Below are 13,437 nucleotides of genomic sequence, written 5' to 3' on the forward strand. Positions count from 1 at the left end.
TCTAGTCGCCGGTCCAGGCGGGGGTGGTCACCGCGGCCACGATCCGGTCGGTCACCCCGGGCTCCGCAGCGTCGAACCACTCGATACGTGGATCGCGGCGGAACCAGGCCCGCTGCCGGCGGGCGTACCGCCGGGTGCCGATCACCGTCTGCTCCACGGCCTCGTCCAGGCTCAGCTCACCGGCGAGATGGTCGAGGACCTGGGCGTAGCCGATCGCCTGGCCGGCGGTGGAGTCCCGTCGTAAGCCCCGGGCGCGAAGTGCGGCAACCTCGTCGAGAAGCCCGGCGTCGAACATGGTCTGCACCCGGGCCTCCAGTCGCGGATTGAGCCACGCGGGGTCGGCGGCCAGCCCGATGATCCTGGTGTCCCAGCGGGTGGGACGGTCTTTCGGTGGCTGCGAAGCGGCAAAGGGACGCCCGGTGAGCTCGATGACCTCCAGGGCGCGCACGGTACGGCGCGGGTCGCGGGTCTCGATGACCTTGGCGGCCTCCGGATCGATCTCCCCCAGCCTCTGGTGCAGCGCCTCGACACCGATCCGCTGGAGTTCCGCCTCCCACCGGGCGCGGACCTGGGGATCGGTCGGCGGCAGATCCCACTCGTCCAGCAGTGCCTGGACGTACATCATCGACCCCCCGACGATCACCGGGGTGCGCCCGCGTTTCCGGATGTCCTCCACGTCCGCCACCGCGGCGTCCCGGTATGCCGCCACCGAGGCGGTCTCGGTGACGTCGAGGACGTCGAACTGGTGGTGCACGATCCCCCGACGCAGATCCACCGGGAGCTTCGCCGTGCCGATGTCCATGCCCGAGTAGAGCTGCATCGAGTCGATGTTCACCACTTCACCATCGGCTGCTTCGGCGATGGCCAGGGCGACCTCCGACTTACCGGACCCGGTCGGCCCGACCACCGCCACCGGACGGGGAGGCACCGGGGCGCCGGAGGAGCTGCGTGTGGTGGTCATGGATGACCATTCTACGGGGCGGCCGGGGCCGCTCTGACATACTGGCAGGAAACCAGACGACCGACGGTGAGGATCATCGATGAACGCCCCGAAGCCGGGTCCCCGGCCTGGACAGAACGTGAGCACCAGCAAGCGCCCGACTCCCGCGACAGTTGCCGGGGCTGCGTCCCCGACGGCCCCCGCTGCCGCCACCGGCCCCGACTACGCCGACCCGCAGGTCGCCGCCAAGTTCGGACGCATCGACGACGACGGTGCAGTGTGGCTCACCGGCCCGCCGGAGCGGCAGATCGGCGTCTGGCAGGCCGGTACCCCGGAGGAGGGCCTGGCCCACTTCGGACGCCGCTACGCCGACGTCGCCACCGAGGTCGGCCTGCTTGACGCCCGGCTCGAGAGTCACCCGGAGGAGGTCGAGCGCATCAGTGCCGACGCCACCCGGATCCAGGAGAGTCTGCCCACCGCGGACATCCTCGGCGACGTGCCTGCCCTGGACACCCGCCTGGCCGGGATCCTGGAACGTGCCGGGAAAGTGGTCAGCCAGGCGGCGCAGCGTCGCGAGGAGCTCACCGTCGAGGCCGAGCGCATCGCCGCCGAGGGCGAGAACTGGAAGGCCGACGGCGACCGGATGCGTGCCATCGTCGATGAGTGGCGCACCCTCGGTGGCGGCGAGCGGGTCGTCAACGATGCACTGTGGAAGCGGATCCGTACCGCGAGGGAGAGTTTCAACCAGCGGCGCGGCGCACACTTCGCCGACCTAGACAAGCAGCGTGGGGCGGTGAAGCGTCGCAAGCAGGACCTCGTCGCCCGCGCCGTGGCCATGCAGGACTCCACGGACTGGAACGAGACCGCACGTGCCTACCGTGACCTGATGGGTGAGTGGAAGGCCGCTGGTCGGGCGCAGCGTGCCGATGATGATCGGCTGTGGGCGCAGTTCCGTGCCGCCCAGGACCACTTCTTCGGGGCCAAGGACGCCGACAACCGCCGTAAGGACGCCGAGTTCGAGGACAATGCTGTGGCCAAGCAGGCGCTGCTCGACGAGTACGACGCGAAGATCGACCCGGAGTCCGGCCTGGACCGGGCACGTGAGGTGCTGCGGGAACTACAGGAGAAGTTTGACGAGATCGGTTTCGTGCCGCGTGCCCGGGTGCGCGAGTTCGACGAAAAGATCGGAGTCCTGGAATCCCGCGTCGCCGATTTCGCCGAGCAGCAGTGGCGCCGTACCGACCCTGAGGTCGAGGCACGTGTCGCCCAGTTCCAGGCGAAGGTCGATCAGCTGCGGTCCTCGGCCGAGGATGCGGAGAAGGCCGGTCGTGCCAAGAAGGCCGCCGAGCTTCGCGACCAGGCCGACCAGTGGGCCGAGTGGGCAAAGACGGCGGCCCAGGCTGCCGAGGACTAGTGCTGCTCGTCGGTCGACGATGACTCCGGTGCCGACTCCGACGTGGACTGCCCCGTGGCCTGCGACTCCCGTCGGGCCCGGACACGGTTCCGTCGGTTGTCGGCCGGGTTGGCGAGATCCTCGGCCACCACCGGCGCCAGGCCGGTGCGCAGCACCAGCTGCTTGGCCCGGGACTCCTCGTCCTGGTCGGCCAAGGTGCGTCGGCGGGCTGCGATCTCCTTCTGCACCGCGCCACGACGCAGCAGGCGGCTCGACAGCGTGATGAAGATGAACACCATCCCGATGAACCCCAGGATCAGGGCGATACCGGGGCCCTCTCCCGGCTCTGTCGGTGGTCGGGACTGCCGCATACCGATGGCGAGCACCGCGTAGACCCAGCCGATCCCGCAGACGATCCAGTTCACCCAGGCGACCAGGGACGAGCGGGAGAACACCGTACCGAAGGTCAGAAGCACGCCACCGACCAGCGACAGCCAGGCGTAGATCCGCTCCGGCAGCGTCGTCACGAAGGCCTGCGCCCGATCGGAGTTGAGCAGGACGTCATAGGTGTGGACGGAACCGGAGTGTGGCATGAACATCACCACCAGCATGAGGATCCCGCCACAGAGCAGCATCGGCAGGGCGCCACCCAGCACGATCGTCCCCGCCGCCGCACGCTCGGCGCGGGCCAGGTCACCACCGTTCTGCTCCTGCAGCTCGGCGATGTGCTTGTCGATCGCCGCCGCCCGGCGGGAGTTGATCTCCTGCCGGTCAGCCGCCGCAGCGTCTGTGTCGCTGGCCTTCGCGACATCAGTGCCGCTGGCGTTCTTGCTGGCCTTCTTGCTCGCCCTATCACTCACAGCCGCATCCTCCCTGTGATGCTCCTGCCTGGGTCAGTCCCAGGTCTTGTGTGGAACCACTGGGGCGTCCGATCCCCGGCAGCCCAAGTCCAACTCCCACCACTGTGCCAGCACCCGGTCCGGCACCGGTGGTGGGGATGGGAGCGGTGGTCGGCACCGTCCCTGCCTCCGACAAGTCCCCCGCCCTGGTCCGGCGGTGGGTGTGGACCCCGGAATCCGCCAGCAGGAAGAACGGGGCCGAACCGGTCACGGTAACCTCGACGATGTCACCGGGACGCACCGGCACCTCACCGGGGTCGAAGTGCACCAGGCGGCCGTCGCGGGCACGTCCGGACATGCGCTTGGTCTCGGCGTTCTTACGTCCCCCACCGTCCTGCACCAGCAGTTCGACGCAGCGTCCGACCTGGGCGGCGTTCTCCTCGGCACTGATCCGGTCCTGCAGTGCCATCAGTCGCTCGTAGCGGTCCTGCACCACAGCCTTCGGCACCTGGTCGGCGTACCCGGCGGCCGGGGTGCCGGGACGCGGCGAGTACTGGAAGGTGTAGGCGCTGCTAAAGCGGGACTCCTCGACGACCCGCAGGGTCTCCTGGAAATCCTCCTCGGTCTCACCCGGGAAGCCGACGATGAGGTCGGTGGTGATCGCCGCGTCCGGCAGCCGGTCACGTACCTTGTCCAGGATCCCCAGGAACCGCTTCGAGCGGTAGGACCGGCGCATCTCCTTGAGCACCTTGTCGGAGCCGGACTGCAGCGGCATGTGCAGCTGCGGGCAGACGACCGGGGTCTCGGCCATCGCCTCGATGACGTCGTCGGTGAACTCCGCCGGGTGCGGACTGGTGAAACGCAGCCGCTCCAGGCCCTCGATCTCGCCGCAGGCCCGCAGCAGCTTCGAGAAGGCGCTACGGTCACGTTCCAGGGTGGGGTCGGAGAAGTTCACGCCGTAGGCGTTGACGTTCTGGCCCAGCAGCGTGACCTCGGTGACCCCCTGGTCGACCAGTGCCTGCACTTCGGCCAGGATGTCGCCGGGGCGCCGGTCCTGCTCCGCGCCGCGCAACGAGGGCACGATGCAGAAGGTGCAGGTGTTGTTGCAGCCCACCGACACGCTGACCCAGCCGGCGTAGGCGGACTCGCGCTTGGCCGGCAGCACCGAGGGGAACTGCTCCAGAGAGTCGAGGATCTCCACCTCGGCCTGCTGGTTGTGGGCGCTGCGTGCCAGCAGTGCCGGCAGCGAACCGATGTTGTGCGTGCCGAAGACCACGTCCACCCACGGGGCCTTGGCGACGACGGTGTCCTTGTCCTTCTGCGCCATGCAACCGCCGACGGCGATCTGCATCCCCGGGTGGGCGTCCTTGACCTTCTTCAGCTGCCCGAGGGTGCCGTAGAGCCGGTTGTCGGCGTTCTCACGCACCGCGCAGGTGTTGAAGACCACCACGTCGGGTGTGGACGCACCGGTCCGGCTCGCCGACACGTAACCGGAGTCCTCCAGAAGCCCCGAGAGTCGCTCGGAGTCGTGGACGTTCATCTGGCAGCCGAAGGTCCGCACCTCGTAGGTGCGCGGCACTCCGGCGCCATCGGCCCTGTAGTCGCTGGTCTTCTCTGCTGTGATTGGGGTATCAGCCACGTCGGCCCAGTCTAGTCGAGGTGCCACTACCTGCCGAATCCTCGGATTTACACATTCTTCATCGTGAAGTCCCTTTTTGGTTTCCCCCTTCGACCCACCACAGCAGTAGACTTCGCCTATGACAGTTAACGAGAATGCCACCATGATCGAGTTGAGTGGGGTGAACAAGTACTTCGGGGACTTCCAGGCCCTGAAGGACATCAACCTCGATATTCCGGCCGGCCAGGTCGTCGTTGTTCTCGGCCCCTCCGGTTCCGGTAAGTCCACGTTGTGCCGCACGATCAACCGCCTGGAGACCATCGACAGCGGAGAGATCCACATCAACGGTGAGCTCCTGCCTGAGGAGGGTAAGGACCTCGCCCGGCTGCGCTCGGAAGTCGGCATGGTCTTCCAGTCCTTCAACCTGTTCAGCCACATGACCATCCGGGACAACATCACCCTGGGACCGTTGAAGGTCCGCAAGACCCCCAAGGCGGAGGCCAACAAGGCCGCTGACCGGCTGCTCGACCGCGTGGGCATCGCCGTCCAGGCCGAGAAGTATCCCGCCCAGCTCTCCGGTGGCCAGCAGCAGCGCGTGGCCATCGCCCGCTCCCTGGCCATGGAGCCGAAGGTGATGCTCTTCGACGAGCCGACCTCCGCGCTTGACCCGGAGATGATCAACGAGGTGCTGGACGTCATGGCCGACCTCGCCGCCGGCGGTATGACCATGGTCGTGGTGACCCACGAGATGGGCTTCGCCCGCAAGGCCGCCGACCGGATCCTGTTCATGGCCGACGGTGCCATCGTCGAGGACACCGATCCGGAGACCTTCTTCACCAACCCTGAGTCGGATCGCGCCAAGGACTTCCTGGCCAAGATCCACGGCCACTAGGGAGGCGATCTGACCGTGAGGAATCTGAAGACACATTCATCCACGAGAGGACGCACCGGCGTGCTCCGGCGGGTCACCGCGACGGTGGTCGCCGCCGCCGGGGTCGTGGCCCTGGCGGCCTGCGGCAGCACCGAACCGCGCTCCCTGCTCGACGACATCCGTGACGGCAGCGTCACCCTGGGCACCAAGTACGACCAGCCCGGTCTCGGCGAGCGCACCCCGGACAAGGAGTTCGTCGGTCTGGACGTCGAGGTCTCCGAGTACGTGGTCAAGTACATCGCGGACAAGAACGGCTGGGACATGCCGGACATCACCTGGCGCGAAACCCCCTCCGCCCAGCGTGAGCAGTTGATCAGCAACGGCGAGGTCAACATGATCGCCGCCACCTACTCGATCAACGCCGGACGCCTGGACGCCGTGGACTTCGCCGGGCCCTACCTGGTAACCCACCAGGGACTGCTGATCGATGCCGACAATGCCATCAGGGGCCTGGAGGACGTCGCCGACGGCACCCGATTGTGCTCGGTCTCCGGCTCCACCCCGGCCCAGCAGGTCAAGGCGGAGCTCCCCGGGGTCCAGCTCCAGGAGTTCGACACCTACGCCGCCTGCGCCGAAGGTGTGAAGCAGGGGGTGGTGGACGCCACCACCACCGACACGACCATCCTGGCCGGTTTCGCGCAGCGCTTCCTGGAACGCTACGGCGACGAGTTCCAGGTCATCGAACTGCAGAACGACGACGGCTCCTACTGGACCGACGAGAACTACGGCATCGGCCTGCCCAAGGGCAACGACGCGGACGTCGATGCCGTCAACGAGGCACTGGAGGAGATGCACGACTCCGGCGCCTTCGAGACCATGGCACGCGACAACCTCGGTGAAGATTTCGAGATCGGCCCCAAGCCGAATATCGGCGACCTCTCCTTCACAGAAGAGTCCTGACCGGAAGGAAGAAGGAGGTAGAACAACATGAATCCCGATCTATGGGCCGAAATGGGCCCCGAACTGCTCCCGGTGTTCTGGGTGACGATCAAGCTGTCGTTCTGGTCAGCGATCGGCGCCCTGATCCTCGGCGTGATCCTCACGGCGATGCGGGTCTGCCCGATGGGCATCCTGCGGACCGTCTCCACCGCGTACATCAACATCGTGCGCAACACCCCCCTGACCCTGGTCGCCCTGCTGATGACCATGGGCCTGTACTACCAGCTGAATCTGCTGCTGGCGAATGAGAGCAGTGGTGCTTTCGTCGAACAGCAGAACTTCCGACTCGCGGTGCTGGCGTTCATCCTGTACACCTCGACCTTCGTGGCCGAGTCGCTGCGCTCGGGCATCAACACGGTGCCTTTCGGTCAAGCTGAGGCCGCCCGCTCGTTGGGCCTGGGCTTCATGCAGAACTTCCGTTACGTCGTCTTCCCCCAGGCGTTCCGTGGCGCGATCGTTCCGCTGGGCAACACCCTGATCGCCCTGATCAAGAACACCACCATCGCCTCAGTCATCGGCGTCGGCGAGGCGTCGCTGCTGATGAAGACCATGACGGAGAATTATGCCAGTGACCTGTTCGTCATTACCGCGATCATCGCGGCAGGCTTCATCATTCTCACCCTCCCGACCGGCCTGTTCTTCGGCTGGGCGGGTAAGCGTTGGGCGGTGAAGCGCTGATGTCTGCACGTGCGACAGTTCTCTATGACACCCCCGGCCCCCGGGCGGTGCGTTTCAACAAAATCCTGACGGTCATCACCACCATCGCCCTCTTGGCGATCCTGGCCTGGGTGCTGTGGAAGCTCAACGACGGCGGTCAGCTCGACGCCGACAAGTGGAACATCTTCCTCGAGGGCAGCACCTGGACCACCTACATTCTCCCGGGTCTGTTGGCGACGATCGGCGCAGCACTGCTGTCGATCGTCTTCTCCCTGATCTTCGGTGCCGTGTTCGGGATCGGACGACTCTCGACGAATCGCGCGGTGCGTTGGTTCTGCGGCATCGTCGTCGAGCTTTTCCGTTCCATTCCGGTGCTGGTGCTGATTCTCTTCGGCTATGCCGTGTTCGGCTTCTACGGGGTCTTCCCGTCGCAGTACCTGGGTCTTGCGGCCGTGGTCTTCGCTCTGACGCTGTACAACGGCTCGGTCATCGCCGAGGTGCTGCGCTCGGGTATCGAGTCGCTGCCGAAGGGCCAGTCCGAGGCTGCCTACGCCCTGGGCATGTCCTGGGGCCAGACGATGCGCAAGGTCCTGCTGCCGCAGGCCGTGGCCGCGATGCTGCCGGCAATCGTCTCCCAGATGGTCATTGCGCTGAAGGATTCGGCGCTGGGTTACGCCATCGGCTTCGTCGAGGTCGTCCGGTCGGGGCGTCAGCTCGGCGAGTTCTACGGTGCGATGCTGCCGGCGCTGCTGGCTGTTGCTGCGATCATGATCCTGATCAACTTCGGTCTGTCGAAGCTGGCGGAGCGTATCGAGCAGCAGCTGCGTGCGGGGCGTGCCCGCCGCAATATCGTTGCCAAGGTCCCCCACCAGCCCGACCAGGGCCTGGAGACCAAGGACAGCGTGAATGTCGACTGGCACGCCGAAGGGCACAAGGACCTACGTCCCGGCACTGACTAGGCAAGCCGGGCCGATGATCTCCTGCCCCGGCGGGATCTCGCCTGGGCCCGGCGGTTCAGCCGCCGAGTTCTGAGATGCGCTCATCCAGCGCGGCCCGGGCGGCGGTGAGACTACGGCCCTCCGGGAACCCCCGGCGGGCAGCTACCCCGACGATGCGGCGCAGTGCCTTGTCGTACTCCCCCCGGTCAGCGGGCACCGTTTTCACGGTGCCCGCTTTCTTCGTCACCAGTGACTGCAGGATCTCGTCCTGCTCGTCCTGGTCGACCTGTGACAGCGCATCCTCGATGATGTCTGCCGGGACCTTTTTGTCGTGTAGTTCGCGGCGCAGCGCGGACACCGACTTCTTCTTGTTGTACTGACGCTGCCGGACCCACTCGTAAGCAAACCGCTGGTCATCGACCATGCCGTTGGCGATGCACCGTTCGACCACCATCTCCACCAATTCGGTATCGACTGGTGTGCCATCGGACGAGGTGACCTCCCCCAATCGCTGCCGGAGTTCGTGCACAGAGCGGTCGCGGTGGCTGACCAGACGCTGGGCCTTGGCCTTCAACGGTGCCAGCCGTTCCTCCAGCAGGGCGTCGACGATCGGCTCGGCACCACCGTCAGCCTGGACCGCGGCAATGGCCTCCTGCAGCGCCCTGACCTTCTCCACCGTCTTCCCCTGGCCGTCAGGGCCGTGGCCCATGCCAGGCTCGTCGGAGGCGAACTCAGTCATCGGACTTAGTCATCGTCCTCGTCGTCGAAGGTCGGCACCACACTGATCGGCACATTGTCCGGGTCGGTTGCGCCGGCACCGGACTCCATGCCCGGAACGTCCATCTCGTCGGACTCGGCCGCGACGGCACCGGACTTCGCGGCGTACGGACCAGCCTGCAGCGTCTGCATGATCTTGTCCTCGATCTCGGCGCACAGGTCCGGGTTGGTCTTCAGGAACTCACGGGCCTTCTCCTTGCCCTGCCCCAGCTGGTCACCCTTGTAGGTGTACCAGGAGCCCGACTTCTTCACGATGCCGTTGTCGACACCGAGATCGATGATCGATCCTTCACGGGACACACCCTCACCGTAGAGGATGTCGAACTCGGCGATCTTGAACGGCGGGGAGACCTTGTTCTTGACGATCTTCATCTTGGTACGGTTGCCCACCGCATCCTGACCGTCCTTGAGGGTCTGGATCCGGCGCACGTCACAACGCACCGAGGCGTAGAACTTCAGGGCCTTACCGCCGGTGGTGGTCTCCGGGGAACCGAACATCACGCCGATCTTCTCGCGCAGCTGGTTGATGAAGATCGCGGTGGTCCCGGTCTGGTGCAGGGCACCGGTCATCTTTCTCAGCGCCTGGCTCATCAGGCGGGCCTGCAGGCCGACGTGGCTGTCACCCATGTCGCCGTCGATCTCGGCCTTCGGGGTCAGTGCCGCCACGGAGTCGACCACGATGATGTCGATGGCGCCGGAACGAACCAGCATATCGGCGATCTCGAGTGCCTGCTCACCGGTGTCGGGCTGGGACACCAACAGGTTGTCGGTGTCCACGCCGAGCTTCCGGGCGTAGTCCGGGTCCAGGGCGTGCTCGGCATCGACGAACGCGGCGATGCCACCGGCCCGCTGGGCCTCGGCGATGGCGTGCAGGGCCACCGTGGTCTTACCCGAGGACTCCGGACCGTAGATCTCCACGACCCTGCCGCGCGGGAATCCTCCGATACCCAGCGCCACGTTGATGGCGATGTTGCCGGAGGAGATCACCTGGATCGGCGGGCGGTTGTCGTCACCCAGACGCATCACCGCCCCCTTGCCGAAATCCTTCTCGATCTGCGACATCGCGAGATCGAGCGCCTTCTGCCGGTCGTTGGCGGCGTTTCCGGCTGCAGCGGTCTTCTTCCTGGTGGCCATCTCAGTCCTCGATTCGTTCGGTGCTTGGTTCAGTCAGCGGGCCTTTACCGGAGATAGACTCCGGCGGTAGTGCCGGGGTTCCCGTCAGCGGTGATCCCGGGCCAACGTTCTGGTCCCCATTTCTACCGTGCAGGGCGGACACCAACGAGAATACACGAACCTGTGTTCGATCAACGCAATTGGGCCGAAAGTAAGTCGAACACCCGACCGGCATGATCGGAACTTACAGGTCAGCTCACAGGTCCTCGCCCAACCGCCGGTCCGACGGGACATCGAAATCATCGCACAACGACAGCCAGATCTCCCGAAGATCGTGCCCCTGTTCGATCAACTCGGCCGATGTCCGTCCGAGCGACTGCAGGACATGACTACCGGCGATCCAGGTACCGAAGGAATCGCCGAACTCCCCGGTGACCAACCTGTCGAACTCGGTGCGTCTCATGACTCCCACGCTAACAGACCGCACACTCCGGGCAGCACGGGCAGGCACCACGGACACTGTGTTGAACGCCGTACAGTGAACCGGCTAAAGTTCTTTCCATGACGACACCATCCTCCCGTTCCACAGCCGCCGACATTGCGTTGATCGCGGCCTTCGCCGCCCTGATCATCGTGCTCGGCGGCATCACCGTCCCGATCGGAGCCCTTGGTGTCCCGATCGTCCTGCAGAACATGGGCGTGGCACTGGCCGCCATGATCCTGGGATGGAAGCGCGGCGGACTCGCCGTCACGCTGTTCATCGCCGTCGGCTTCGTCGGCGTGCCGAACATGGCCGGCTGGAAGCCCGCGATCGCCGCGGTGTCCGGCCCGACCGTCGGCTACATCTTCGGCTACATCGTCGCAGCCGTGGTCATCGGTCTCATCGCCCAGCTCGCTCCGCGCTCGAACACGGGACGCCTGGTCGTGTTCACCATCGCCGGCCTGGTCGGAGTGGTCGTGCAGTACATCTGCGGAACCATCGGGCTGATGCTGCGCACCGGCATGGACTTCGTCGGTGCCCTGACCTCCAATGGTGCCTTCATCCCCGGCGACATCATCAAGGTCGTCGCCGCCGCCCTGATCGCCGCGGCGGTGCTGCGCGCCATCCCGGACCTCGCACCGTCCCGCGGGCCCCGTCAGCCGGACCGTTCCGCCAGCGAGGAGAAGGTCGCGGCCTAGATGACGGTCACTTTCGATCATGCAGGCGTCCAGGTCGACGGCACCACCCTGCTTGAACCGGTCACCCTGGACCTCACCGAACAGCGGATCAGCATCATCGGCGCCAACGGCTCCGGCAAATCGACGTTGATCCGTATGATCAACGCCCTCACACCGGCAACGAGCGGTACCGTACAGGTCAACGGGGTGGAGGTGGGACGCCGCGGCCGCAAGGTTCGCGGTGCCGTGGGCTTCCTGTTCTCCGACCCCGACAACCAGATCATCATGCCTACCGTCGCCGAGGACGTCGCCTTCTCACTGCGTGGATCCGGCCTGTCGCGCGAGGAGATCGCCACGAAAGTCGACGAGTCCCTCGCCGCCGTGGGCCTGGCCGGAAAGAACGAGCAGTCCCCGCACCTGCTCTCCGGCGGTGAGAAGCAGATGCTCGCGCTGGCCTCGATCACGGCCCTGACTCCGCAGGTCATCGTCGCCGACGAACCGTCATGCCTGCTGGACCTGGTCAACCGCAATCGGCTGCGTCGCACTTTCGACGCCCTGCCGCAGCAGCTGATCATGGTCACCCACGATCTCGAACTCGCCGCCGACGCCGAGCGTACCCTGTGCATCGACAACGGCCAGGTCGTGGACGACGGCCAGCCCGGCGAGGTCATCGACCGCTACATCCGACGGATGAACGAGGTGTGCCAACAATGATCAGCACCTCCCGCGTCCCACTCGGGGTCTACTCCCCCGGAAACACGGTGGTCCACCGTGCCCCGGCCGGGATCAAGCTCCTGGTCCTGACCGTGTTCATCCTGAGCACCGCGATCTTCGTCTCCACCTGGCAGTGGGCTGCGGTGAGCGTGGGCATGGTCGTGCTGACTGCTGCCGTCGCCAGGATCCCGGCGAGACTCTTCGTCCGTCAGTTGTCCGGGGCGTTGCCGCTGCTGATCTTCATCGCACTGATGCTGTGGTGGCGTACCGACGGCGAGCAGGCGTTGACGATGTTCCTGGTCCTGCTCTCCGCCATCGCCGCGGCGATCCTACTGACCCTGACCACACGGGTCTCTGTACTGATGGAGACCTTCGAGCGGATCCTCGCCCCAACCGCCCGTATCGGTGTTCCGGTCGACCAGGTCGCCCTGGCGATGACGTTGACCATCCGGCTGATCCCGCTGCAGGTCCAGGCGGTCAACGAGGTCCTCGACGCTCGTCGGGCCCGGGGTTCCCGCTCGACAAGCGCTTCCCTGACCGCTTTCGGGGTGCCTATCGTGGTGCGGACGATCCTGCGGTCCCGGGCGATCGCCGATGCGCTGCGCGCCCGTGGTGCGGCCGACTGAAACCTCAGCTCCTGCGGGGGCGAACAGGCACTCGTTTCACCTCAGCGCCACCGAAGACAGCGGCGCCTCGTACCCGCACCACCGGTACGTCCGCAGGAAGGTCACGGTTGTGCGTCCTGACTTTCTTGGACGTGTTGCTTTCGAACCCGCCGAAAATTCCGATCCCGTGCTCCTCCACGCGGACATCCTCAGGCACCAGCATCTGTGCCCCGCCGAACGCCACATACACGGTGATCACCGTCTCGCAGGCCTCGAAAGTTGCCTCACGCAGGTCGATGAGCCCGCCACCGAACACAAAGACCGCATTGTGTGAGGCGGCACAGGTCCAGCCGGACTTCTTCTCCGCCCCGGAGAACACCGCCACGGTCCACCTGGCGCCGGCCTCCCCTGTCACCCTCGCGCTACCAGGTCCGCTGACCACGGGAGTCACATGGTCAGAGAATCTGGTGACCGGGACGTCCGTGCGCGGCAGTGCCGCACCGGTGACCATTCCCATCGGATCAGGCAGGATGTCATCGAGCAGATCGGCCAGCTACGTCGCTGACCGGGCTTTCCAGGCCTGGGCGGAACGCTCGTCGAACTCGCCGATCTCCAGCTGTCCCCGTGCCGTCGCCTCCGACAGTTCCCTGAGCACACGCTCACGCTGTTCGGTCGTGGCCCGGATCGGCCGACTGCGATCGTCCCCGTTGCCGGGGGTGGTTTCAGTGCCCATACTTCACCAGAGTACCCTCGACTCCCCTTCGCATTTCTTCCCGAGGAAACGACGACGGCCCGACCCCTGACACAGGGACCGG

At 66.0% G+C, this 13,437-nt stretch carries 16 protein-coding genes; 8 read left to right on the forward strand and 8 right to left on the reverse strand.

Going from position 1 to position 13,437, the window contains the following annotated elements; all coding sequences use genetic code 11:
- Position 1: 1 nt before the first annotated feature.
- Complete coding sequence (miaA, locus tag ACTXPP_RS00880; protein ID WP_301497803.1) at positions 2-961, reverse strand: tRNA (adenosine(37)-N6)-dimethylallyltransferase MiaA; 960 nt, start codon at positions 959-961, stop codon at positions 2-4.
- Positions 962-1,040: 79 nt separating this feature from the next.
- Between miaA and ACTXPP_RS00885 the strand changes: the two genes are divergently transcribed.
- Positions 1,041-2,354 (forward strand): DUF349 domain-containing protein, encoded by a 1,314-nt coding sequence (locus ACTXPP_RS00885; RefSeq protein WP_443340449.1) that lies wholly within the window; start codon positions 1,041-1,043, stop codon positions 2,352-2,354.
- On the opposite strand, the gene ACTXPP_RS00890 is transcribed toward ACTXPP_RS00885, so the two are convergent.
- Together ACTXPP_RS00890 and miaB are read right to left on the reverse strand one after the other, a co-directional pair.
- On the reverse strand, positions 2,351-3,193 hold the full coding sequence (locus ACTXPP_RS00890; protein WP_301497807.1) for an Rv2732c family membrane protein: 843 nt from the start codon (positions 3,191-3,193) through the stop codon (positions 2,351-2,353). The genes ACTXPP_RS00885 and ACTXPP_RS00890 overlap by 4 nt on opposite strands.
- Positions 3,186-4,796 (reverse strand): tRNA (N6-isopentenyl adenosine(37)-C2)-methylthiotransferase MiaB, encoded by a 1,611-nt coding sequence (gene miaB / locus ACTXPP_RS00895; protein WP_301520894.1) that lies wholly within the window; start codon positions 4,794-4,796, stop codon positions 3,186-3,188. The genes ACTXPP_RS00890 and miaB overlap by 8 nt, the downstream gene beginning before the upstream one ends.
- 157 nt (positions 4,797-4,953) lie before the next feature.
- On the opposite strand from miaB, the gene ACTXPP_RS00900 reads away from it, so the two are divergent.
- The 4 genes from ACTXPP_RS00900 to ACTXPP_RS00915 are packed head-to-tail and all read left to right on the forward strand — an operon-like array spanning position 4,954 to position 8,276.
- Positions 4,954-5,682 (forward strand): amino acid ABC transporter ATP-binding protein, encoded by a 729-nt coding sequence (locus ACTXPP_RS00900; protein WP_301497811.1) that lies wholly within the window; start codon positions 4,954-4,956, stop codon positions 5,680-5,682.
- A gap of 15 nt (positions 5,683-5,697) precedes the next feature.
- Positions 5,698-6,621, forward strand: a complete 924-nt coding sequence (locus ACTXPP_RS00905; RefSeq protein ID WP_443340450.1) for a transporter substrate-binding domain-containing protein — start codon at positions 5,698-5,700, stop codon at positions 6,619-6,621.
- A 27-nt stretch (positions 6,622-6,648) separates the two neighbouring features.
- A complete protein-coding gene (locus ACTXPP_RS00910) occupies positions 6,649-7,338 on the forward strand; it encodes an amino acid ABC transporter permease (protein WP_301494942.1) in 690 nt (229 codons plus the stop codon).
- Positions 7,338-8,276 carry an amino acid ABC transporter permease gene (locus ACTXPP_RS00915; protein ID WP_301494944.1) on the forward strand — a complete coding sequence of 313 codons (939 nt, stop codon included), beginning with the start codon at positions 7,338-7,340 and terminating at the stop codon, positions 8,274-8,276. The genes ACTXPP_RS00910 and ACTXPP_RS00915 overlap by 1 nt, the downstream gene beginning before the upstream one ends.
- A gap of 55 nt (positions 8,277-8,331) precedes the next feature.
- On the opposite strand, the gene ACTXPP_RS00920 is transcribed toward ACTXPP_RS00915, so the two are convergent.
- From ACTXPP_RS00920 to ACTXPP_RS00930, 3 genes are all read right to left on the reverse strand, one after another.
- Positions 8,332-8,994 carry a regulatory protein RecX gene (locus tag ACTXPP_RS00920; protein WP_301494946.1) on the reverse strand — a complete coding sequence of 221 codons (663 nt, stop codon included), beginning with the start codon at positions 8,992-8,994 and terminating at the stop codon, positions 8,332-8,334.
- 5 nt (positions 8,995-8,999) lie between these two features.
- The gene (gene recA, locus ACTXPP_RS00925; protein WP_301494947.1) at positions 9,000-10,166 is read right to left on the reverse strand and encodes a recombinase RecA; all 1,167 of its coding nucleotides are present in this window, start codon (positions 10,164-10,166) and stop codon (positions 9,000-9,002) included.
- A gap of 235 nt (positions 10,167-10,401) precedes the next feature.
- The gene (locus ACTXPP_RS00930) at positions 10,402-10,608 is read right to left on the reverse strand and encodes a DUF3046 domain-containing protein (protein WP_301494949.1); all 207 of its coding nucleotides are present in this window, start codon (positions 10,606-10,608) and stop codon (positions 10,402-10,404) included.
- A gap of 98 nt (positions 10,609-10,706) precedes the next feature.
- On the opposite strand from ACTXPP_RS00930, the gene ACTXPP_RS00935 reads away from it, so the two are divergent.
- From ACTXPP_RS00935 to ACTXPP_RS00945, 3 genes are read left to right on the forward strand one after another with little or no spacing between them, the layout of a single operon-like run.
- On the forward strand, positions 10,707-11,324 hold the full coding sequence (locus ACTXPP_RS00935) for a biotin transporter BioY (protein WP_301494950.1): 618 nt from the start codon (positions 10,707-10,709) through the stop codon (positions 11,322-11,324).
- Complete coding sequence (locus tag ACTXPP_RS00940) at positions 11,325-12,017, forward strand: energy-coupling factor ABC transporter ATP-binding protein (protein ID WP_301494952.1); 693 nt, start codon at positions 11,325-11,327, stop codon at positions 12,015-12,017. It abuts the gene before it with no gap.
- On the forward strand, positions 12,014-12,643 hold the full coding sequence (locus ACTXPP_RS00945; protein ID WP_301494954.1) for an energy-coupling factor transporter transmembrane component T family protein: 630 nt from the start codon (positions 12,014-12,016) through the stop codon (positions 12,641-12,643). Before ACTXPP_RS00940 ends, ACTXPP_RS00945 begins: the two co-directional genes overlap by 4 nt.
- Positions 12,644-12,647: 4 nt before the next feature.
- Here the strand turns inward: ACTXPP_RS00945 and ACTXPP_RS00950 are convergent, their stop codons facing one another.
- Both ACTXPP_RS00950 and ACTXPP_RS00955 read right to left on the reverse strand, forming a co-directional pair.
- Positions 12,648-13,037, reverse strand: coding sequence for a hypothetical protein (locus ACTXPP_RS00950; RefSeq protein ID WP_443340451.1), 390 nt, complete (start codon positions 13,035-13,037; stop codon positions 12,648-12,650).
- A 138-nt stretch (positions 13,038-13,175) separates the two neighbouring features.
- On the reverse strand, positions 13,176-13,355 hold the full coding sequence (locus tag ACTXPP_RS00955) for a DUF1707 SHOCT-like domain-containing protein (protein WP_301494958.1): 180 nt from the start codon (positions 13,353-13,355) through the stop codon (positions 13,176-13,178).
- Between the last annotated feature and the right edge of the window lie 82 nt (positions 13,356-13,437).

Source organism: Candidatus Corynebacterium faecigallinarum (assembly GCF_052264515.1).
Taxonomy (GTDB): domain Bacteria; phylum Actinomycetota; class Actinomycetes; order Mycobacteriales; family Mycobacteriaceae; genus Corynebacterium; species Corynebacterium faecigallinarum.

Bases quoted from the DNA above. Each gene is read 5' to 3' on its own strand.
- miaA (WP_301497803.1), bottom strand. From the start codon at position 961: ATGACCACCACACGCAGCTCCTCCGGCGCCCCGGTGCCTCCCCGTCCG.
- ACTXPP_RS00885 (WP_443340449.1), top strand. From the start codon at position 1,041: ATGAACGCCCCGAAGCCGGGTCCCCGGCCTGGACAGAACGTGAGCACC.
- ACTXPP_RS00900 (WP_301497811.1), top strand. From the start codon at position 4,954: ATGATCGAGTTGAGTGGGGTGAACAAGTACTTCGGGGACTTCCAGGCC.
- ACTXPP_RS00910 (WP_301494942.1), top strand. From the start codon at position 6,649: ATGAATCCCGATCTATGGGCCGAAATGGGCCCCGAACTGCTCCCGGTG.
- ACTXPP_RS00915 (WP_301494944.1), top strand. From the start codon at position 7,338: ATGTCTGCACGTGCGACAGTTCTCTATGACACCCCCGGCCCCCGGGCG.
- ACTXPP_RS00920 (WP_301494946.1), bottom strand. From the start codon at position 8,994: ATGACTGAGTTCGCCTCCGACGAGCCTGGCATGGGCCACGGCCCTGAC.
- recA (WP_301494947.1), bottom strand. From the start codon at position 10,166: ATGGCCACCAGGAAGAAGACCGCTGCAGCCGGAAACGCCGCCAACGAC.
- ACTXPP_RS00930 (WP_301494949.1), bottom strand. From the start codon at position 10,608: ATGAGACGCACCGAGTTCGACAGGTTGGTCACCGGGGAGTTCGGCGAT.
- ACTXPP_RS00935 (WP_301494950.1), top strand. From the start codon at position 10,707: ATGACGACACCATCCTCCCGTTCCACAGCCGCCGACATTGCGTTGATC.
- ACTXPP_RS00940 (WP_301494952.1), top strand. From the start codon at position 11,325: ATGACGGTCACTTTCGATCATGCAGGCGTCCAGGTCGACGGCACCACC.
- ACTXPP_RS00945 (WP_301494954.1), top strand. From the start codon at position 12,014: ATGATCAGCACCTCCCGCGTCCCACTCGGGGTCTACTCCCCCGGAAAC.
- ACTXPP_RS00955 (WP_301494958.1), bottom strand. From the start codon at position 13,355: ATGGGCACTGAAACCACCCCCGGCAACGGGGACGATCGCAGTCGGCCG.